The 22,149-nt window shown below is 39.8% G+C and carries 18 protein-coding genes and 2 pseudogenes; 16 read left to right on the top strand and 4 right to left on the bottom strand.

Going from position 1 to position 22,149, the window contains the following annotated elements:
- From NON16_RS24415 to NON16_RS24395, 5 genes are all read left to right on the top strand, one after another.
- Positions 1-209, top strand: a 209-nt coding sequence (locus NON16_RS24415; RefSeq protein WP_257352109.1) for a hypothetical protein, incomplete at its 5' end; no start/stop codon positions are given.
- Between the two features lie 217 nt (positions 210-426).
- Complete coding sequence (locus NON16_RS24410; RefSeq protein WP_257352108.1) at positions 427-1,833, top strand: M28 family peptidase; 1,407 nt, start codon at positions 427-429, stop codon at positions 1,831-1,833.
- Positions 1,834-2,265: 432 nt separating this feature from the next.
- Complete coding sequence (locus tag NON16_RS24405; protein ID WP_257352106.1) at positions 2,266-2,874, top strand: DUF3298 and DUF4163 domain-containing protein; 609 nt, start codon at positions 2,266-2,268, stop codon at positions 2,872-2,874.
- A gap of 223 nt (positions 2,875-3,097) precedes the next feature.
- The gene (locus tag NON16_RS24400) at positions 3,098-6,124 is read left to right on the top strand and encodes a DEAD/DEAH box helicase (protein WP_257352105.1); all 3,027 of its coding nucleotides are present in this window, start codon (positions 3,098-3,100) and stop codon (positions 6,122-6,124) included.
- Complete coding sequence (locus NON16_RS24395) at positions 6,124-6,660, top strand: SWIM zinc finger family protein (protein WP_257352103.1); 537 nt, start codon at positions 6,124-6,126, stop codon at positions 6,658-6,660. The genes NON16_RS24400 and NON16_RS24395 overlap by 1 nt, the downstream gene beginning before the upstream one ends.
- A gap of 100 nt (positions 6,661-6,760) precedes the next feature.
- Here NON16_RS24395 and NON16_RS24390 read toward each other — a convergent pair whose 3' ends face one another.
- Positions 6,761-6,901 (bottom strand): hypothetical protein, encoded by a 141-nt coding sequence (locus NON16_RS24390; protein WP_257352102.1) that lies wholly within the window; start codon positions 6,899-6,901, stop codon positions 6,761-6,763.
- Between the two features lie 418 nt (positions 6,902-7,319).
- Here NON16_RS24390 and NON16_RS24385 point away from each other — a divergent pair, with 418 nt between their 5' ends.
- Both NON16_RS24385 and NON16_RS24380 read left to right on the top strand, forming a co-directional pair.
- The gene (locus tag NON16_RS24385; protein WP_257352101.1) at positions 7,320-8,468 is read left to right on the top strand and encodes a conserved virulence factor C family protein; all 1,149 of its coding nucleotides are present in this window, start codon (positions 7,320-7,322) and stop codon (positions 8,466-8,468) included.
- A gap of 69 nt (positions 8,469-8,537) precedes the next feature.
- Positions 8,538-8,972, top strand: a complete 435-nt coding sequence (locus NON16_RS24380) for a BrxA/BrxB family bacilliredoxin (protein WP_257352099.1) — start codon at positions 8,538-8,540, stop codon at positions 8,970-8,972.
- Between the two features lie 156 nt (positions 8,973-9,128).
- On the opposite strand, the gene NON16_RS24375 is transcribed toward NON16_RS24380, so the two are convergent.
- On the bottom strand, positions 9,129-11,294 hold the full coding sequence (locus NON16_RS24375; protein WP_257352098.1) for an MMPL family transporter: 2,166 nt from the start codon (positions 11,292-11,294) through the stop codon (positions 9,129-9,131).
- A 283-nt stretch (positions 11,295-11,577) separates the two neighbouring features.
- On the bottom strand, positions 11,578-11,718 hold the full coding sequence (locus NON16_RS24370) for a YjcZ family sporulation protein (protein WP_257352111.1): 141 nt from the start codon (positions 11,716-11,718) through the stop codon (positions 11,578-11,580).
- A gap of 407 nt (positions 11,719-12,125) precedes the next feature.
- Here NON16_RS24370 and NON16_RS24365 point away from each other — a divergent pair, with 407 nt between their 5' ends.
- From NON16_RS24365 to NON16_RS24345, 5 genes are all read left to right on the top strand, one after another.
- Entirely contained in the window at positions 12,126-13,505 is a 1,380-nt protein-coding gene (locus NON16_RS24365) for a cobyrinic acid a,c-diamide synthase CobB (protein WP_257352096.1), read from the top strand.
- Positions 13,506-13,545: 40 nt separating this feature from the next.
- Positions 13,546-14,568: a low-specificity L-threonine aldolase gene (gene ltaE, locus NON16_RS24360; RefSeq protein WP_257352095.1), complete on the top strand. Its 1,023-nt coding sequence runs from the start codon at positions 13,546-13,548 to the stop codon at positions 14,566-14,568.
- 90 nt (positions 14,569-14,658) lie between these two features.
- Entirely contained in the window at positions 14,659-15,579 is a 921-nt protein-coding gene (gene trhO, locus NON16_RS24355) for an oxygen-dependent tRNA uridine(34) hydroxylase TrhO (RefSeq protein ID WP_257352110.1), read from the top strand.
- A 378-nt stretch (positions 15,580-15,957) separates the two neighbouring features.
- Positions 15,958-16,143, top strand: a complete 186-nt coding sequence (locus NON16_RS24350) for a glutaredoxin family protein (protein ID WP_257352094.1) — start codon at positions 15,958-15,960, stop codon at positions 16,141-16,143.
- A gap of 865 nt (positions 16,144-17,008) precedes the next feature.
- On the top strand, positions 17,009-17,668 hold the full coding sequence (locus tag NON16_RS24345; RefSeq protein ID WP_257352093.1) for a cell wall hydrolase: 660 nt from the start codon (positions 17,009-17,011) through the stop codon (positions 17,666-17,668).
- A gap of 685 nt (positions 17,669-18,353) precedes the next feature.
- On the opposite strand, the gene NON16_RS24340 is transcribed toward NON16_RS24345, so the two are convergent.
- On the bottom strand, positions 18,354-18,779 hold the full coding sequence (locus NON16_RS24340; protein ID WP_257352092.1) for a VOC family protein: 426 nt from the start codon (positions 18,777-18,779) through the stop codon (positions 18,354-18,356).
- A gap of 799 nt (positions 18,780-19,578) precedes the next feature.
- Here NON16_RS24340 and NON16_RS24335 point away from each other — a divergent pair.
- The 4 genes and pseudogenes from NON16_RS24335 to NON16_RS24320 all read left to right on the top strand — a co-directional run.
- Positions 19,579-19,995, top strand: coding sequence for an SRPBCC family protein (locus NON16_RS24335; protein WP_257352091.1), 417 nt, complete (start codon positions 19,579-19,581; stop codon positions 19,993-19,995).
- Positions 19,996-20,086: 91 nt separating this feature from the next.
- The gene (locus NON16_RS24330; RefSeq protein ID WP_257352090.1) at positions 20,087-20,584 is read left to right on the top strand and encodes a DinB family protein; all 498 of its coding nucleotides are present in this window, start codon (positions 20,087-20,089) and stop codon (positions 20,582-20,584) included.
- A gap of 283 nt (positions 20,585-20,867) precedes the next feature.
- Positions 20,868-21,107 (top strand): annotated as a pseudogene (locus NON16_RS24325) (transposase zinc-binding domain-containing protein); the annotation flags it as partial.
- Between the two features lie 53 nt (positions 21,108-21,160).
- Positions 21,161-22,149 (top strand): annotated as a pseudogene (locus NON16_RS24320) (IS91 family transposase); the annotation flags it as partial.

Genomic DNA, 22,149 nt, shown 5'->3' with positions numbered 1-22,149 from the left:
ATGTGAGAACCCACGGATATCAGAGTATTGACCGATGTAGAGATCTTTGCCTTCGTGCCGTGCGCTTATCCTGCTCACGTAAAGAGCCATATGGAGTACAAATAGACGTTAAGAGAACACCAAAAAGTGCACTCTTAGTTAAGGTTGCCCAAAAGTTGGCGGGGCTTGACAGTTTCGTTCATATCAGTGCAACTAAGGTAATCGCCTGAAATGCTTGGCGTTTACCAAGTTTTCTTTATCGCACCTGAACAGGGCGCTTCCACTTTTCTTATATAATTAGTCATTTGTCCTGCTCATTTCGACCTAATTCTCGTTTATTTACCAAAAAATAGAATCATAGTCCTATAATAATCGGTATCTTCTACCCCTTTCTTCCATTTTCAAACTATTATAACATTATCTGTGAAACTAGTAAGGAGGAATTGGATGAAGAAAAAACCTATTTTATCATTAACCCTAGCAGCAACTTTATCTATTGGAACACTCGGTACAGGAGCCACCTTCGCAAAGCCGATGGATTCGGTACAGGCACCACCGATTCACGTGGTTGATCATAAGGTTATTAACAAAATTAGTGCAGAAAACATCTACCAAACAATTAAGCACTTATCGCAGCAACCTCGTGTGGCAGGAACGGAATCAGAAGATCAAGCTGTTCAGTATATTAAAGAGAAATTCGAATCGTATGGGTATGATACAGAGATCCAGGAATTTACATTCGTTGGTTATACTGCACCTCATACAGTCGAGCTGTCTATTGACGGATCCGATGAAGAGTTCCAACCGGAAACATTTACATATACAGTGAGTGGGGAAGTTACAGGTGGGCTTACATACGCTGGTTTGGGTACGAAGGATGATGTTGAAAGTGTTGATCTCACTGGAAAAATTGCACTTATTAAGCGTGGAAGCATTACCTTTGCGGAAAAGGTATTGAATGCAGCTGAAAAAGGTGCAGTCGGAGTCATTATTTATAACAATGCAGAAGGAAGTTTAAGTGGAACGCTTGGTGAAGCAAGCGAGGATTATGTACCAGCAGTTTCAGTAACGAAAGCGCAAGGAGAAGCTCTCACAGCCAAGTTGGAAAATGGAGAAAGCCTGACTGCGACGATTAATGTGCAGGGAGCTAGTACAGGCGAAAAGACTTCTCACAACGTTATTGCAACGAAAGAGCCAACGAAACCGACAAGGGCAAATGATGATTATATAATGGTGGTAGGTTCTCATCATGACTCTGTAGCAGGAGCTCCTGGTGCCAATGATGACGCTTCGGGAACCGCAATGACCTTAGAACTCGCTCGTGTGTATAAAGACTTACCAACAGATACAGAACTTCGTTTTGTTACATTTGGAGCTGAAGAAATTGGATTACTCGGCTCGTCCCATTATGTGGCTAGTTTATCAGATGATGAAATTAACCGTACAGTTGCTAACTTTAACTTAGATATGGTGGGTAGTAAAGATGCCGGCGATCTAGTCATGCGAACGCTTGATGGAGAACCAAACCTTGTAACTCACCTTGCACAAGCGTCGAGTAAAAGACTAAATGGAGTGGCAACTTCTTACGGTCAAGGTGGACGTAGTGACCATGTTCCATTTGCAGAAGCAGGTATTCCAGCAGCATTATTCATTCATAGTCCGACAGAGCCCTGGTACCATTCACCAGAGGATACGATCGATAAAATTAGTAAGGAAAAGCTACAAGATGTTGCTGAAATTGTCGGTGGAGCAATTTATTATGTTGCGAAGTTCGACAGCATGGGGCCAAAGCCTAAAGCACCGAAAAAGCAAAAAGCTGAACAAGAGTTGTACCACGAACAGAATATGAAATAACGAATATATGAAAAGGCCTAGCACCGCTATTATCGGTGTTAGGTCTTTTTTGAATGATAAGAAAGTATAAAATTTTGCTGCATTGATGCAATGTCTAGCTCCACCGCCCAACCCCTCGGATCACTTCAGTCCTCCTGCGGCGGCAACACACTGAAGTACTTCATGTATATTCCCACGCAGGGCCGAACTTGTTTGGGCCGAGCCTCCTCGTCGGTCTTCCAGTGACCTTCGGGGCTACCCAGGGCGCTTGCGCTTTCTTTACACGTTAAGAAAGTATAAAAATACTTTCTATAGTATAAGCGCAACTAAAGCTCAGCCGGCGCCAAAGGCTTGGCTTTGCCAAGTTTTCTTTATTGCACCCATTTTTTATAGATGAATAATATGTACCGATAGGGATAAACGCCCAGTCTATTTTGGAAAAGAGGGAATAGGATGTATGATGTGATTAGCCCTGTAAAGATCATAACTGTTACAGTCGAAAAATCAGGAATAAAGGTCAAATACCCTAAAATTGTAAACATGGATGATAGAGAAATCAGTGCCCAGATTAATAAACAAATTCTATTGCTCGTTCATAGACTCCGGGAAGAAGGGGAACAGCCAAATACAACTGGAACAATCACATATACGATAAAAGTAAACCGAAATGGTGTATTAAGTATTCTATTTTTGTTGGATTATTATACAGAAGGTGCAGCCCATGGTATGCAAGTTCAGAAGGCTTTAACCTTTTCAACTGTAACGGGCATGTGTTTTCCATTCCATTTACTTTTTAGGGGGAAGAGTTATTATAAAACACGATTATCAAGGTATGTTAAGGCGTATATTAAGTCGGAGAATATTACACTGATTGAAGAGTTTAAATCGGTAACAGAGGAACAGGAATATTATTTGACAGGAGATTCTTTAGTTTTGTTCTATCAACTTTACGAATATACTCCTTATGCCTACGGGTTTCTTGAAATTCCAATTCCTTATGAAGAGATCCAGACACTCATTTGCAATAAAGGTCCAGTTTACCAACTTCAATCTCGAATATAATTTTACAATAATAATTACCGGAATTACCGAAGAGAAATGCTTCAAACCGATGGGGTCAGAACCAAAAGACTCGTAATATCCAGGCATCTGACTCCTCTATGATTTGTCATACTTTTTGAACATACACTATAAGTAATTTTGTAAATAACGGAATGTCAGCAAAATATGTTACAATGAAAGATAGCGATTTTGTATGGAACGTTTACATAATAGGAGATTTCAGATGATTACATACTACCACCTACAAATGACATTCATACCATCATTGGATGAAAAAGGAAAATTTTTTATTTGGATGACACAACCTAATGGTGAACCCATTTCCATGTCAAGAATTCGTTTTCAATGGATCATTGGGGAATCGCATTTATCCCATGTGTTGACCGATGACACAGATGAGATGAAGACTCTGATGATGGAGTGGAATGATGAATTCTATGAAGTTGAGGGGCTTCTAGTTGATATGTGGCGGCTATTTGTATTTATTCAAAACACGTCTACACATATGGAAGATACCCCGGTTTATCTTGGTGAAAGTTTTACCTACTGGAAAACTGTCGCGAAAAGCATTGATTCTTTAATTCGAACGGGTCAATATTATCCGACGATATATGCAATCGCAAAGGACAACAGACAATTTGTGTATGCACAATGGATGTTAGGACGAGAGATTCTTGATGAAGAATCAAGTCTCTCCATCTGGTTGAAAAATGCTTCACCAATGATATTCTCATTTGAACACCTTGCCACATCACCAATCCGAGAATGGCAAAACCTAATGCTGGATCTTTGGGGCGACCAAGTAATTAAACAGTTATTGGGCTCTCAAAATAAGGATTATGCAATCAATAAAGAGTTACCCGAGTCTGAGCTGAGTACATTATGGCAACGAGCACTTATGGATTCTCAACCAGGTTTTTTCCATATCGTGGAACAAAAAAAGGAAGTTCAAAAGTTGCATGTTCTAATTAGAGAAATCCGGAAATGGCATGCACCATTAAGCTCAAACTCTTATCGGGCACTTGAAAAAGGAATCATTCATTTTAAGCAACAGTTCATACAAACGGGTGTCCAACCAGAAGAGCTTGTCATTCATTGTAAGCCAACAGTGAGCACCGATTTAAGGTACTGGAATCTCGACATTGATTTAAAAGGGAACAATGAAGGTCATAAAGTTCTGTTACCTGTCAATGATTCGCGAATCACACAATCTTATTCTAAACGGTGGGTAGAGGATCGGTTAGATTATTTAATTCAGAATGACGATCATCTTTTCCAAGCACGAAATCGTATTTTGAAAAACAGTACGACTGAAGTCCCTTTTTCGAGCTTGCAAACGTTAAAGGTAAATGAAAAATTATTGTCCTCGATGGAGATTAAGCTCCTTTTTCCTGAAGGATGGGATCTTAAAGAAGTAAGTGAAGAAGAAGTAGATGTTTCGCTATCTGTATCGAATGAGAGTGGGGAAGGAATCGGACTCGGGAGTATTCTTCAATTCGACTGGAGAATTGCGATTGGAGAACATAAATTAAGCGTTCATGAGTTCAAGAGGCTTGTTGAACAGCAGCAGTATCTGATTCAAAATGATCAACAATGGATTACCCTTCCAGCTCGTAAGCTTGAAAAGATCTACGAAGAGTTAATTGCCCTAGAGCCCCTTGCGAAAAAAAGGAGTAGTTTTTCGTCCCTTGTAGGTGTTAAATCGACCTATGAGGAGCAGGATAAGGAAATTGATCTCGTTATTGATTCGGAGACAAAGGATTATCTAAACATGTTTTTACAGCCAGTTCCAAATCATTATATTATACCGAAAGAATTTCAAGGGACATTAAGACCTTACCAGCATAAGGGTTTTGAATGGTTACGGACTCTACGTGAAAAACGGATTGGAGCATGTCTTGCTGATGATATGGGGCTTGGTAAAACGATTCAAGCCATTGCTTATTTACTGGATATCGGTCAAGGTGAGGGACCGCATTTGATTGTATGTCCAACATCGGTTCTCGGTAATTGGAAGAGAGAATTTGCAAGATTTTCCCCTTCATTAAATGTATCGATCCATCATGGCGTAGATCGGTTAAGAGGCGATCAAGGTTTTGAAAAGAACGGCAACGGTCTTGATGTGATTATTACAAGCTATACATTGGTGGTAAAGGATGCAGATCTATTCCAATCAATGAAATGGAATACCGTCATTCTTGATGAAGCACAAATGATTAAGAACCCAGCGACAAAACAAAGGAAGGCAGTTCGCTCCTTGCATTCGATTCACCGTATTACATTAACTGGAACCCCAATGGAAAATAGGCTAGAGGAATTGTGGTCCATATCCGATTTTCTAAATCCAGGTTATCTTGGAAATCGTGCAAATTTTCAAGAACAATTTATTCGTCCCATTGAAAAAAGGGGTGAGACGGAACGAATCACCATATTAAAACAACTTATTCAACCCTTTCTACTTCGAAGATCAAAGATGCAGACTTCGATTATAGAGGATCTTCCGGAAAAAATAGAAAACAAGATAGGCTGTCCTTTAACAAAAGAACAGGCCACTCTTTACCAATCGGTTGTGGATGGAATTAAAGAAAGATTGAATAATGCGGTTGGAATGGAACGAAGAGGGCTAATATTGGGCGGAATAACAAAGTTGAAACAGGTGTGTAATCACCCGTCATTATTGACAGGGGAACCACCTAGTATCATGCATTCAGGCAAAATGCAACAAGTCCGAAAGATTTTAAATGATCAGGTGAAAACGGGCGAGAAGGTGTTGTTATTTACCCAATATGTGAAAATGGGTCAACTATTAATTAACCTGTTAAATGATATAGATTCGAATTGTGCCGTATATTTCCTTCATGGTGGTGTTCCTTCTCAAAAAAGGGAAGAGCTTCTTCAGAAATTTAAGGATTCCGTATCCCAAAAAAGCATCTTTATCTTATCAATCAAAGCTGGTGGAGTGGGATTGAATCTTACCGAAGCGAACCATGTCATTCATCTCGATCGATGGTGGAACCCTGCTGTTGAAAATCAGGCGACAGATCGTGCTTATCGTATTGGGCAACAGCAAGATGTCCAGGTCTATAAGATGATTACGAAAGGGACACTTGAAGAAGGCATCGATCGCTTAATTGATCGAAAGTCACAACTAACCTCTCAAATAGTCACCAATCAAGATCAATGGGTAACGGAAATGAGCGATAATGAGTTTATTGAGCTGATTCAACTTAGGAATAAGGTGTTGAACTAATGTCAGATCCATTTAAAAAAGTAAAAAAGCCTGTTCAACAGTGGCTCAACCAATTTGCAGATCGTGTTGATTATAGCCGGTTTAGAAGAGGGCTAACATTGTTTGAACAAAATCGAGTTGAATCATTTCAACTGTTTCCGAACCATTTCGAAAGTACGGTTCACGGTAGACAGGATCACTATGAAGTAACCGGTATGTATAAGTGGGGTGGGGAATTACCAATTCTTGATGAGTACTCCGTTTCGTGTACTTGTCCAGATGATGCAGCGATTTGTAAGCATGCGGTTTGTGTGACGATTCATCTCATGCTCTATCACACTGAAAACCCCCATACTCCGGTCGTGGAGGACCCGAACGAACAGACTCGGGCTAAGATGGTTGAGCTGCCTTTACAAAAATTAATCGAAAAGCTCCAATGTGCACCCTATTCAATTTCATCTCTTAGAGAAGCAGAGTGGACATCACTATTGGACAATCGAAGCACGAATAAAGAAATCCATGAAACTATTGTGGACTTATTAGATAAGTTCCATTAGACGTTAGACATACATGTAACGTACTGTAGTGAAGGAAAGAGTCAGACCCTGTTAACTAATCGGATTCTGACTCCCCGTAACTACTTTTTCTCTAAGCGCTTTAGGCAGTAATGGTCTGAAAGGCTTGAGGGGAAATTTCGTAATAAGCGCGATTGTACGTGATGGTTTGTTCACCTTGCATTGTAATAATTCGATCTTCAGTGATCCGAATAATCCTACCTTCTACAGGGAGCTTTTTCATAAACATCCTCTCTCCTTTCAACATATAATTACAACCTCTTATCTTTCATTACCCTTATATTACATGATTTGAACCGATAATTGTCAAAATATTAAAAAAACATTTCCTCCAAAATCGACAAAGTTGTTGTGCATAGTAAAGGAAGATGGATTATTAAGATTAAAGGTGAAAAAGAGTGACACAAATTGACGAGTTGTGGCGAGAAATCGATAGAACGCGAAAGTTGAAAATAAAACGGAGTGTTACAAATACGAACAAATTGTAGTAAAAACCAGGAACTCGCTAATAAATCGAATTATTATCCGAATATTCACTGCTAGAAAAGCACCCCTTTTAGCAAGGTTCCAATATTTCATTCTAGTACTTGTCGTATGTTATAGTTTGTAGTAGGGAATTTAACGAAAGGGGTTGTATTCACTTGAATCTCAAAGGTATTGAACCAACACCAAGTCCGAATACGATGAAATTGATCGTCGATGATCAACTACCAAGCGGAAAAAACATGAATTTTAAAAAAGATGAAGGAGATGAAGCACCTTCGCCATTAAAGGAACTTCTCTCTATAGAAGGCGTCAAAGGTCTTTATTATGTAGCAGATTTCATAGCTCTTGAACGAAACGCCAAATTTGACTGGAAGGTTATTCTTCCCGAGGCAAGACGAATCTTCGGGAATGAAAGCGCTGCTATAAATGAGGATAGTAATAATGATAAGGCTCCAAATGAAGATTTTGAAGAAGTGAAGGTTCAAATTCAAAAATTCCGAGGCATCCCTATGCAAATAAAATTAATTAAGGGAGATGAGGAAAAGCGAGTCGGATTACCTGAACGCTTTATGACAATATCCCTTAAAGCCCAATCCGCTTCCGATAACCTCGTAATGGAACGTCAATGGGTTGATCAAAGCCCGCGGTATGGAGATATGGATGCGATAGGGGCTGAAGTAGCCGAGGAGATTAGTGCCGCTTATGATGAAAAAAGACTAATACAATTAAAAGAGTTAGCGTTTGAACAAAACAAGCCAGAATTCCAAGAAAATAAGAGAAAAGCCTATAAAGTAACACTCGAGATGATGTCGAATACGGATTGGAAAGAACGATATGCGGCACTTGAACAAATGGAACCTACTGAGGACGATCTCATTGTTCTCGATAAAGCGCTAGAGGATGAAAAAACATCGATACGACGCCTTGCTACTGTGTATCTAGGCATGATTGAGGATAAAAAGGTGCTATCCTATATGGCGAAAGCGTTAGTCGATAAATCTGTAACGGTTCGTCGTACGGCCGGAGATTGCATGTCTGATCTTGGTTTTACAGAGGGAATTCCTTATATGATAAAAGCATTAAAGGATCCGAATAAACTTGTTCGTTGGCGTGCGGCTATGTTCCTATATGAAGTAGGCGATGAATCAGCAATCCCAGCTTTACAGGCGGCAAAGGAAGATCCGGAATTTGAGGTTGCGATGCAAGTGAACATGGCTCTTGAGCGAATCAAGGGCGGTGAAGAAGCAAAGGGTTCAGTATGGAAACAAATGACAGAAACGATGCAGAAAAAAGGCTCGAATTGAAGTTCGTTGATGTTTTTGCAAGACCGTGATAGAGTAATTTTAGATGAAGGAAAAATGGAGGTATGAACCATGTCAATGGCATATGAAGAATATATGAGACAGCTCGTTCAACCAATGCGAGATGAATTAACGACTGCTGGATTCCAAGAATTAAGAACACCTGAAGATGTAGATGCATACATGGAAAAAGCGGAAGGTACAACACTTATCATGATTAACTCTGTGTGTGGTTGTGCAGCGGGACTTGCAAGACCAGCAGTCCGACAAGCGGTAGAACACGACGCACGTCCTGACAACTTAGTTACAGTGTTTGCAGGACAAGATAAGGCAGCAACGTCAGTAATGAGATCTTACTTTATTGATGTAGAGCCATCTTCACCATCAATTGCTCTCATTAAAGGAAAAGAGCTTGTACACTTTATCCCGCGTGAAGAAATTGAGGATCATGAATCAACGGATATCATGCAAAACTTAGTTAACGCATTTGAAACCCATTGTAAATAATACATCAAATGAGCCCACCCGGTTTTTATGATAACGGGTGGGCTTCATTTAAATTAAATAATTATTAATAGAAGATAATGGTGTTCATACTAATGTTTATTCCGCAATTTTATCGGGCGAGACAAAAGCAGAACGTATAAACGTGAATTCCCCTTTTTAATGCATTCTGTTCTTCCGTTTTCGTGAAGGGAACCACCAATTCCAGTCTCCCATTAACTTCATTAAGGATGGTACCAGGATCATCCTCACTAATGTTGCATCGATCAGTATTGCTAATGCTACCGAAACACCCATCTGTTTTACTGGAACCACACCGGTAAATGCAAATGCACCTGTGACCACAATCATTATCAATGCAGCAGAGGTAATGATTTTACTTGTTGATGTTAATCCCATCAGCGTAGCATAGTGGTTATCCTTCGATTCATGATAGTATTCTTGAATTCGAGATATGAGAAACACTTCGTAATCCATACTTAATCCATATACGACTCCGAATGTAAGTACGGGAATCATTACACCAATTCCATTCGTAGGATCTGTTAAATGACCCTCTTGAAAAATCCACACGACTAAGCCGAAGGTCGCGCAAAGACTGAGCACATTCATGACAATTGCTTTTAATGGAATGAAGAGTGAACGGAACGCGAACATCAGGATAAAATACGTTGTGATCAGGACAAATGCGATGCCGTACGGTGCCTTTTCATAAATTTCATCAAAAATTTCCTGTGTGAATTTACTATTTCCCCCAAGTATGAGTTGAAATGATTCATACTCACCGTCCCACTTACGAACCCAATCTTTCGCACGATCCGAAGTACTATCAACATTTAAATACACGTGAATAATCGCTTTATCCTTATGTGTAAATTGGTTAATAGCGGGCTGCAATTCAGCTGGAACAGCATCATTTTTTATCATTGTTTCTAATTCATCGGGTGGCAGTTCTGTTACTGAAAAAAGTGATTCGATTCGTTTAACGATCGTTTCCGCCCGTAAATCGGATTCAAGATTACGAAGTTCCGTGAGCTGAGTATCGGAAAGGATCGAATCATCTGCATCTACTATCATCGTAACAGGGTATAATTCCTGCTCTCCAAAGGTTTCTGTAAAGGTTTCAAATGCTTGCCGTGAATCGTAGGACTTTGGCAATGCTTCCGCTTCAGGTATTGTCAGCTTTAAATGGTTGATTGGTAAGATGGCAGTTAATAAGATCAGTACAGCAAAAAAAAGCATGATTACCGGACGTCTCATCACAAATCGTGCAAATCGATACCAGGAACTCACTTGGTTGTCTTTTTGTTTCAAAATCATCCATTTGTTCACTCGCTCCCCTAACAGACCAAGTAGAGCAGGTAAAAAGGTTAATGCACAGACAACTGAAAGAATAACAACAAACATTCCTCCAATGGCTACAGTTTGGAAAATATTAATATCGATTATAAGCAATGAGGATAATCCTAGAAAGACGCATAACCCTGAAAATGCGATCGAACGTCCAGCCGTTTTGAAAGATACATTTACAGCTCGTTCAACTGATCCATTTCTCAGTTCTTCTCGAAAGCGGTTTACAAGCAAAAGAGCAAAATCGATGCCAAGAGCGAGACCGATCATCGGTACTACATTAAGTAAGAATATCGACATATCCATTCCATAACTTGCAAAATAAAGGAGACCCATGGAGCTGGCTACACTAATTACACCAATCACAACGGGAATGATAGCGGCCGCAAAACCACCGAACGCAAAAATAAGAATAACCAGTGCTGCTGGAATACCAATGGCTTCGGCATGTTTAAGATCTTCCTGACTTGCCTTATTCATATCTTCTGCAATGACAGGTCCACCGGTTACACGAACGGTAAAATCATCCGTATTAGTTATTTTTGAACGAATTTGCTCAATCGACTCTTTTAACTCTGTAAAACTCTCGTCAAATCCTAGAACAGCATAAGCAATATTATCTTTTGCCATGTTTGGTTTCTTTTCAGGTGAGGTAACTTTGATCAAGTGATCTATGTTCGTCAATGAACTCAATGTTTTTTGGATATGCCTCTGAAACGGATCGCTATTTGCCTTATATGTATGTGACTCAAAGACTAGTATCATTGTTGATTTTGGTTGATCGAATTCTTCATTAAGAATTTTTTGCGTTTTATTAAAAGAACCTTTGGTTTCAAATCCACTACCATGAAGGATAGATGGAAGCTGAAAGGCGAAGAAGGTTAAAAGCAATGCACCGCATGCCCAAAGGATTATGACTGATTTTTTATATTGAAAAATCAGAGTGCTGAATACTTCAAGAAATGATTTTTTCATGCTCGCCTCCCGAAATTTTCCTTATTCCTTCATTATACACATCTGACCGCTTGTCTTACATCAATCAGTGAAACTATTGGTAAAAGTTAAATGATTATGGAGAGTAATAGGGTGCAAAAAAGAACTGACTACAAGGGCGAGATGTCCGGAGTGGTCATTTCGACACGAGTAAGTCAGTTGAGTCTTACACACACAGATCGGCAGTAAATGTCACAGGGAAACGAAAAGTCAAGACAATTCTTCACCCTATGTCAAATACGCACAAATTCAGTATTCAAATCAATTATTTACAGTCTTTATCTTTTCGACCTACAAATCCTGCAGCACCCACAATAATTAAAAGGATAAAGAGGACGACGATAATCGCAAACATTTGTCCGTGATCATGACAATCATATCCACCATGCCCATAGCCATGATGCATCGGATAACAGTGGTCTTTTTCCATATGATGTGGCATCATATGCATATTCTCTGGCATGTGCATATTCTCTGGCATGTGCATATTCCCCGGCATCATGTGCATATTCATGTCGTAATCCATTCCCCCCATTGGCATTTCTTTTTTATGGTGTTTGCCCATGTATTTTTTCATTTTCTCCATCGGTATTTCCCTCCAATGTTTGGTAATATCAGGTCTGTCATACTAACAAAATATGTACATTTGCCTTATCTGCAACGGGGACACGAGTGGAATTTTTGGGTACAAGCGTAGTTTTTTCATTATTTTGCAAAGGAATGTAAGATATAAATGAAGGATGTGGATAGCATTCTATAGAGCTTGAATTCATGGAAACATTAACCAGAAGGAAATTGAAGGGTGGGCAAGGAATGGGTGAACGAAGATTAATTATTGCTGGAGCAAATAGTGGGTCAGGAAAAACAACCCTTACAATTGGGCTACTCGCTGCTCTCAAAAAGAAAGGGTATGAGGTTCAAGGCTTTAAATGTGGACCCGATTACATTGATCCAACCTTCCATACAATGGTCTCTGGCCGTCGATCTCGAAATCTAGACAGCTGGATGTTGTCACATGATACGCTGAAATCTGTCTTAAACCAAGGGAGTAAAGGGGCAGATATATCCCTTATAGAAGGTGTAATGGGCTTCTTTGATGGGAGAAGTCCATTAAGTAACGAGGGGAGCACAGCTGAAATTGCCTCGATCATAAATACACCGGTTGTTCTTGTACTCAACTGTGAGGCAATGGCGCGTAGTGCTGCGGCAATAGTGAAGGGGTTCCATACGTTTGCTGAGGGTAACCGTATTGGGGCTGTTATCGCTAACAAAGTTGGTAGTGAAGGCCATTACAAGATTGTGAAAGCGGCGATTGAACAAGAATGCGGGATTCCAGTCGTAGGATATTTGGAAAATGAGACAGGGATTGAGATGCCAGAAAGACATTTAGGGCTTGTTCCCGCAGTCGTCCGTGGGGAGCTTGATACGTTTTTTGAACAAATAGGAGAATTGGTATCGTCCACAGTGGATGTCGATCAACTCTTTGAACTAGCTAGTACTGAAGCAGTCGAATGCGATACGCCTTCCATTTTTCAACGTAAAAGGGAGTTTGATTTACGTATTGCTATTGCCAAAGACAGTGCATTCCACTTTTATTATCCGGAAAATCTTGAACTACTTGAAGCATATGGTGCTGAGTGTGTCTATTTTTCACCACTAAAAGATGAGCCGCTTCCGGATGATATCGATGGATTATATATTGGTGGCGGCTTTCCTGAAGAGTACGCTACAGAACTTGCTGTTAACCATTCGTTTAAACAGTCTTTAAAAGAAGCGATTGACAATGGTTTACCTGTTCTTGCTGAATGCGGAGGATTTATGGTGCTAACCGAGTCAATAGAAACAACAGATGGATGCCAACATCCGATGGTAGGAGTGATTCCAGGCCATGTAAAAATGCAGCCCAAGCTTGCGGCGATTGGTTATAGAGAAATTGAGGGGAAAGAAGATAATCCTTTACTGAGTGATGGAGAAACTGCAAGAGGGCATGAATTTCATTACGCCACTTTTGAAGTGGAAGAAGATCTTCCGGTTGCTTATAACATGAAAGGAAGAGACGGTAAGGCTTTTGGTGAAGGCGTCCTTAAGAACAATCTAATCGCGGGATTTACACACCTACACTTTGCATCCAACCCAAAAGTTGTTGAGCGATGGCTCGAAACTTGCCGACTGAAGAAGCAGACTATTCTTTAAATGTGTGTTCAAAACCAATTAACCAAATGGAGATGATAAAATGATCGATTTAAGAAGTGACACAGTAACAAAACCTACTGAAGAAATGCGAAGAGCGATGTATGAGGCAGAGGTAGGAGATGATGTCTACGTTGAGGATCCGACGATAGCTAAGTTGGAAGAACTCGCTGCATCTCAATTGGGTAAGGAAGCAGCTTTATTTGTAACGAGCGGAACACAAGGAAATCAAATCGCGGTCCTCACACACTGTCAACCTGGCAATGAAGTTCTCCTTGAGGAGGACGCTCATATTTTTTATTATGAAGGTGGAGCTATTTCAGCTTTCGCAGGGGTGCAGACGCGAACAATAAAGGGTCAGCGTGGTGCCATTTCACCATCAGATTTGAAGAACGCGATTCGTGGTGATGATGTTCATTTTCCAGAAACGGGTCTGATTTGTATTGAAAACACACATAATCGTGCTGGTGGAGCGGTAGTGCCGATTGATAATATGAAAGAAATATATGAACTAGCACTTGAACACAACATTCCAGTTCATTTAGATGGAGCACGACTATACAATGCGGCTACATCGCTAGGTATTACGGTCAATCAACTTGCTCAATATACGACCACCGTCCAGATTTGTTTATCGAAGGGGCTTGGAGCGCCAGTTGGATCGATTATTGCGGGGGACAAAGAGTTTATTGAGCGGGCAAGAAAATGGAGAAAGCGGCTTGGTGGCGGATTGCGGCAGGCGGGTGTAATCGCAGCACCTGGAATAATTGCCCTTACGAGAATGGCGGATCGACTACATGAAGACCATGAACACGCCAAACAACTTGCTGAAGGGATCTCCAGTATTCCAGCATTAAAAGTGGTCAATCAGGTTGATACGAACATTGTAGTAGTAAACGTTCGTAGTTCAGGCTTTTCTACAGAAGAAGTTTTATCTAAATTAAAGGATGAAGGAGTTCTGGCTGTTGGATTTGGTGCAGAAACGATACGGCTTACAACCCATCACCATATCACCAAATCAGAGATTGATCGTGTGTTGACAATCTTAAATAAGCAGTTTGGATAAATTTATGTTGCAATATCAGGTTTGTTTCTGCTAATATATAACGTTGTAACTGGTGTTGTACCTGCAATACAATACTAAGGAGAATAGGTGATCAACATGACAAAAGCATATAGAGTCTTACTTTATTACAAATATGTACCAATTGAAAATGCTGAGGAATTCAGTGAACAGCATTTGCGATTCTGTAAAGAACTTGATTTAAAAGGGCGTATCCTTATAGCTGATGAAGGTATTAATGGTACAGTGTCCGGAACAGTAGAACAAACAGAGGCATACATGAAAGCACTGAATGATGATGAACGTTTCCAAGGGATTGAGTTTAAAATCGATGAAGAAGATGGACATGCTTTCAAAAAGATGCATGTTCGCTATCGACCTGAGCTAGTGAATTCTGGTGTTTTAAAAGAAATTAATCCTAGTGTCACCACTGGAAAACACTTAAGCCCTGAAGAGTTCTATGAAGCGATGAAGCGGGAAGATGTCGTTATTATTGATGCCCGGAACGATTATGAATATGATATCGGGCACTTCAGAGGTGCGATTCGACCGGATGTTCAAACGTTCCGAGAACTCCCTGAATGGATTAAACAAAATAAAGAAAAATTTGACGGTAAAAAGATTTTAACGTATTGCACAGGCGGAATCCGTTGTGAAAAGTTCTCAGGATTCTTGATGCAAGAAGGATTTGAAGATGTAAACCAGTTACACGGTGGCATTATTAATTATTCGAAAAATAAAACATCAAAGGGTCAATTATATGATGGTAAGTGCTACGTTTTTGATGAAAGAATATCTGTACCGATCAACCAAGTAGAGGACAATGTTGTCGGTAAATGCTATTATTGCGGGAAATCAGAAGATCGTTATATAAATTGTGCAAATCCGGAATGTAACCTACAACATGTTGCATGTGAAGAATGCGAAGAAAAGCATATGCGTTCATGTTCAGATGAATGTCGCGAACATCCAAGAAACCGATATCATAAAGAATCAGAACAAAATGCACAATAAATAAATGAAAGGCTGACTATTATGGTCAGTCTTTTATTTCGAGTAAAGAAAGTATAAAAGTTTGCGGCATGGATGTAATGTCCAGCTTCAGCGCCCAACCACTTGGATCACTTCAGGCCTCCTGCGGCGGCAACACACTGAAGTACTCCATGTATATTCCCACGCAGGGCCGAACGCGTTTGGGCCGAGCCTCCTCGTCGGTCTTCCAGTGACCTTCGTGGCTAAGCAGGGCGCTTGCGCTTTTCATAGTTCGTGCCAATTCAGAAGCACTCTTCTTGCAATTGGGTTTACCAATTGGTATTTTTAAAAAAAGGAGTGATTCACATGAACCAACCAAATGTAATTGTATACTCTCAACCGTCCTGACCGCCATGTCAAGTGCTGAAAGAGTTTCTTTCACATCATAATGTTGAATTTCAAGTATACAATGTCGCAGAGGATGATCAAGCTCGTGATGAGATGATCGAGAAATATAACTCGATGTCAACACCAACGATCATTATCGGTGACCAAGTTCTGACTGGATTTGATCCGGACAAGCTCACAAAGTTATTAAATTTATGAGAAAATAACACCATTTCCAAAGAGTCAGACAATATTCCTGTCTGACTCTTATTTACACTTTAACACATACAATCGTTCGTTTCGTACATCCTATTAACCAATATATATTAATATAACAAAAAAGGGATTACATAGTACATGAGGTGATAAAATGCTCTTATTTTTCGTCCTTTATTATTGGTTGTTGGGTACTCTACTTCTAGCAGCTCCTTATTATCTACCGAAATGGCTTTGCAAATGGAAAGAAAAATCACAGCTTCGAGCTCGAGCTATAAATGAAGATTCCAATATAGAAAGTATCAAAAGGAACATTGTTGCAAATACGGTTTTTTCCATTCCAGATTATTTTATAAAAATTTACTTTCCAATTTACGGTGCGCTTAAGATAGTTATAGGGTTTATCATCTTGTCCTTAATCATCCACTTCGATCGATTACTCTGATCTTATTCAACGAAATATAATTGACGGCTTAACTTCGACTCAAACTGTTGTCACTAAATTTGTTTTAATTGTTCTAATTGAGATTGATTAGTCAATAATTTGTTCACTGAATGTTGGAGTTAATGAAACTCCTTTTTTGTTACAGGCAGAGCCTCTTGTTTCAAAACGTAGCCCACCTACCCGTCTTGCTCTATCGTTGCCCATTTTACATCACTGATGCTCGTTACATTTTTTTCCCTTAGATGTTTTTCCTCAATTAGGTTTTTCTTTAATAGAAGGCACCAATTTTCGAAACGGATTTAACATAAAAATATTATGTAAACTATTAAACTTCCATATTATACATGCATTTCCGGTAAACTCCTATTGTTACACGAGACAGCAGCTTTTAAACTGTAGTGGTATACGTTTTAGGAGGTGTGTATGGATATGCATTCGAAAGGTGTAAAAGTCTTTCTTTCAATATTATTTGTCGTTGGAGCCATAGTCAGTGTGCCTACAGTCGATGCCAACGCTCAGAAAGACACAGTTGAGGTAGGGGATCGTTACGGCTATGTGTGGGATCTTCAACATAGACTTCAACAACTTGGATATTTTGAATACAAAATGGATGGTGAATTTGGTCTGAACACGAAACATGCTATCATACGTTTTCAACAAGAAAACGGGTTGAAAGAAGATGGTGTAGTTGGACCTCAGTCCTGGGCACAATTGTACATGCAGTCATTCACAGTTAACGAGATTCAAATGATGGCTCAAATGGTACATGGTGAGGCTAGGGGAGAATCGTTTAAAGGACAAGTTGCAGTTGCTTCAGTTATCTTAAACCGATTGCACTCCGATAAATTTCCAGACAAAGTTAAACATGTATTATTTGAAGACTTGGCCTTTACTGCTATTGCTGATGGTCAATATTATTCAACCCCTGACAAAGAATCATACCGTGCCGTTTATGAAGCAATCAGAGGTTGGGATCCAACGGGAAATGCCGTTTACTACTTTAATCCAGAAACAGCTACTTCAGAATGGATCTGGTCACGTACGCAAACAACAAAGATCGGTAATCATATTTTCGCAAAATAACTAGAAATTATAATATATTTAGAAAATAATTTACAACAAAGGGTCAGGCTCCTAGATAGTTAAGGGTCTGGCTTTTATATTTAGTAAAGAAAGTATAAAAGTTTGCGGCATGGATGTAATGTCCAGCTTCAGCGCCCAACCACTTGGATCACTTCAGGTCTCCTGCGGCGGCAACAGCCTCCTCGTCGGTCTTCCAGTGACCTTCGTGGCTAAGCAGGGCGCTTGCGCTTTTCTCAATTGTTGATCGTTTTGAGAGGGTGTTGGAAGTCATTGAAACACCTGAACCCAAAAATTCAATTTCTCCAAAACAACTTTTCTCAGAGATACTGAAGAATGGATTGTCATACCTTTTGATGTTTTAATAGATAAGAATAAAACAGATCAGAGAAAACGGAAGATAAAAAATTCAACAGAATTTATTTAGGGAGGAAGATGATCGATAGAGCTGATAACCTATTTATTCCGAGAAAAACAAAGTAAAAAGAGAACGGATCTGTCGCGAATTATGCGAACAGATCAGTCCTATTGCAATTGTTCCGCGAAAGCAAAATTATATGGTGCTGTTTAAAGTGGGTATATAGGATTGAAATTCAGACAGGTTTATTACGTTTAATTAATGAAAAGTGTGGAAATGTTATGAAAAACCATGAACAAGCGAAGCATCGGCCATTTCAATAATTAAAATTTATTTTTGGCCTTCGGTGTAAATTTGGAAGGTTACACCGAACTTGTCTGTTACAATACCGTAAGCAGGACTAAAAAAAGTTTCTTGCAAAGGCATATTTACTTGACCGTCTTCCTGCAAGGCTCCAAAGAATTGTTTTGATTTTTCCATGTCGTTAGTAGAAATACAGATCGTAACTTGATTTCCACTTTGATGGGGTTGTCCTGGAAACGTATCAGAAAACATAAGATCTGTTTCACCAACTCTTAACGATGCGTGTGACACACGTTCTTTTGCATCTTCGGGTATAGGAAATTCAGGGTCTTCTGGCATCTCTCCGAAGGTTTGGTTAAAGAGAACTTCAGCATCCAATGCTTTTTCATAAAATTGAATGGCTTCTTTTGCATTTCCGTCCATCACTAAATAGGGGAAAAGTCGTAATGACATGGCAATCAGCTCCTTGAGTTTTTTATTCGTTTCTACTTGTTTTTATTTTTGATATGTTTGTTCAAGCCAATCCTATGTTGAACCTTGTCAATATCAAAACCCCATGTTCTATATTTCCCACAAATTGATTATAAACTAAGGAACATATGTTTGCAATGAGCATATTCTCTCTTTTACTTATTTGATATGTCCTATCATAAGGGAAGAATCTTACTTCCCAAAAAACAAACTATTAAAAAAGCCTCACATAGGTGTTTTTTACCCATCCTCTCGAAAAAACAAGACTATAATTGGAGATGTTCCTCAAAGTACTTTAAGAAGGGGGCATCTCCTTTTCTTTTCTTCAAATAATAGAATTTGTTAGATGGCTTCAAAATCCGTACCAGCATGTGAAGGTAACTGGCATTCATAACGCTTCGCGGGGTCGTAAGGCAAGATCCATCAATATCTATTTGGACAAGGTGTATGCTTTTTATGATTATCTTATGAGGAATGAGGATTACTCCCTGAATCTGTCGGAACGATTGAAAAGACAAGTATCGGCTTCAAGAAGCGGTTTCAAGGGTTTCCTCCATCACACTCTCAAAAATAAAACAAGAGACATCAAGATACTCAAATTGAAAGCTCCAAAAGAAAGATTAAAAGTATTGTCATTGGATCAGGTACAAACATTGATTGAGGCGTGCCGTACCTTTCTTATTCAAGGGTCATTTTGTGGAATAAGGAAGGAGTTATTCGAAGGTAAATCGAAATAAATAATAGCACTAACAAAAACCATTAAATATTGCGAGGTGTAAAAATGGACGACCAAAGAATTATTGGTCAAACCAAAGATGTTGGATTTCAAGTCGGAGTTAGAAGGACTTTCCCAGTTTCACAGGAGAAGGCTTGGGAGTTTATTAACTCTAAGGAAGGCTTGGATTTATGGTTGGGTGAAAGTCCTAGCATCATTCTTAAACCAGGTCAGAAATACATAACAAGAACGGGGAAAGTGGAAATTCGAATTGTTAAACCGTTAGAACAGCTTCGCCTAACTTGGCAAAAAGAAGAATGGGAAAAACCGTCAACAGTACAAGTCCGTATTATATCAAAAGCAAGTAATAAAACAACGATTAGTTTTCATCAAGAGAAGCTTTCCGATAAAAATGTTAGAGAAGAAATGAAAGTATATTGGGGAGAAATTCTAGATGAAATAAGGGACAGGCTGCAAAATTAATTTGATTTAGAAAAGTAAGGGGTGATGCGAAGAAACGTTCACCCACTTGACTTAATTTATAGTACGCAATACATAGTGAGGGGAGAAATTTATGATTAAACAACTGATCTTTGGCGACGCAATGAAAGAACTAGAGTCTACACGCCGCATTCTGGAACGCCTACCCGAGGAATATATGTCTTGGAAGCCACACGATAAATCAATGACGCTTGAAGGGTTGGCTACACATCTGATCAACCTGCTAAACTGGCAAATTGCGATTTTTCAGTACCTTGAGTTCGATCTTGCAACCGTACCGCAGAGGAGACAGCCTTTGAAAACACGCGCTGAAGTTCTGGAGGAGTTTGACGCGAACGTCAGCAAGTTAGGAAAGTTGCTAGACGAATGCGATGAGAAAATGCTCGACCAGGAATGGATATTGCGCCATGGTGATCATATTGTGCTCCGCGAGCCAAGGGCAATTGCACTCCGTACCCTAGGATTAAGTCACATGATTCATCACCGTGCGCAAATTGGAGTTTATTTTCGTTTGCTTGATATTCCAGTGCCGGGCATCTATGGTCCCTCGGCTGATGAGGAAGTCCAATAAATCACTTCACTTTCTCTGATCCTGTTTATTAAATTAAAAGGCGCGATTGTTAAGCATTTTTTTGCACGTTAAGAAAGTATAAAAGTTTGTGGCATGGATGTAATGTCCAGCTTCAGCGCCCAACCACTTGGATCACTTCAGACCTCCTGCGGCGGCAACAGCCTCCTCGTCGGTCTTCCAGTGACCTTCGTGGCTAAGCAGGGCGCTTGCGCTTTTCTTAAAAGATAAGAAAGTATAAAATTCGGGGCTACCACAGAGCATTTCGCTGTGGTAGTTTGTGTGTATGGAGACGAATATTCTTAGACAAATTTTCTTTGATCATCATGGACACTGGGAACGATTCAAAAGTAAACATGGGGACCGAATCCGATCAGTCGTTATTAAAGAAGTAGAGAAATTCAGAGACTGCGGAGATATCAAAAAAGGTTTCAAACTACTGGTCTGCGAAGGTTGTCATGATGTCCGAAAAGTCCCGTATCGATGCAAAGGTCGATTCTGTACAACCTGTTCCGTTGGGGAAAGTGAGGAATGGAGTCGGTTATTAACGGACGAAGTGTTACAGGTGAATCACCGACNAAAGAAGTAGAGAAATTCAGAGACTGCGGAGATATCAAAAAAGGTTTCAAACTACTGGTCTGCGAAGGTTGTCATGATGTCCGAAAAGTCCCGTATCGATGCAAAGGTCGATTCTGTACAACCTGTTCCGTTGGGGAAAGTGAGGAATGGAGTCGGTTATTAACGGACGAAGTGTTACAGGTGAATCACCGACATGTCATTTTAACGATAGATGAGGGACTAAGAGAGGTGTTCTTACTTCATCGGAAACTCCTGAAAGAATTCATGGATGCAGGGGCGAAATTGATTCAGGATTTTTTCAAGAAGAAAGCGAAAGTGACACCCGGTATCATATCTGGGCTACATACCTTTGGATCGACAATCAATTTCAATCCGCATATTCATATGTTAGTGACNTTAACGGACGAAGTGTTACAGGTGAATCACCGACATGTCATTTTAACGATAGATGAGGGACTAAGAGAGGTGTTCTTACTTCATCGGAAACTCCTGAAAGAATTCATGGATGCAGGGGCGAAATTGATTCAGGATTTTTTCAAGAAGAAAGCGAAAGTGACACCCGGTATCATATCTGGGCTACATACCTTTGGATCGACAATCAATTTCAATCCGCATATTCATATGTTAGTGACGATGGGTGGAATGACGAAGAAGGGTGAATGGAAAGCCTATGATTTCCTCCCCTTTGAGATGCTTCGAAAGCAGTGGCAGACGGTCGTCTTAAAATTGATTCGTAAACACGTAACAGGAAAAGAGAAAAAGCAAATACAACCACGGTTACAGAAGGCGTTTTCCAACAATGGAGAAGGCTTCTATGTGTATGCCCCGAAACAAAAAGGGAAGATCAAAGAACAGTTACGTTATATTGGCCGTTATATTCGTCGACCCGCAATTGGAATCAATCGGATTGAGGCGTATGATGGTCAAATGGTGACGTTCAAGTACATCGATAAAACAGATGGGAAAGAAAAGCACGAAACGGTAAGTGT

The organism is Pseudalkalibacillus decolorationis (genome assembly GCF_024609785.1).
Classification (GTDB): Bacteria; Bacillota; Bacilli; order Bacillales; family Fictibacillaceae; genus Pseudalkalibacillus; species Pseudalkalibacillus decolorationis.
Note: the sequence above shows the minus strand (reverse complement) of the source record. Positions and strands in the feature narration are given on the sequence as shown.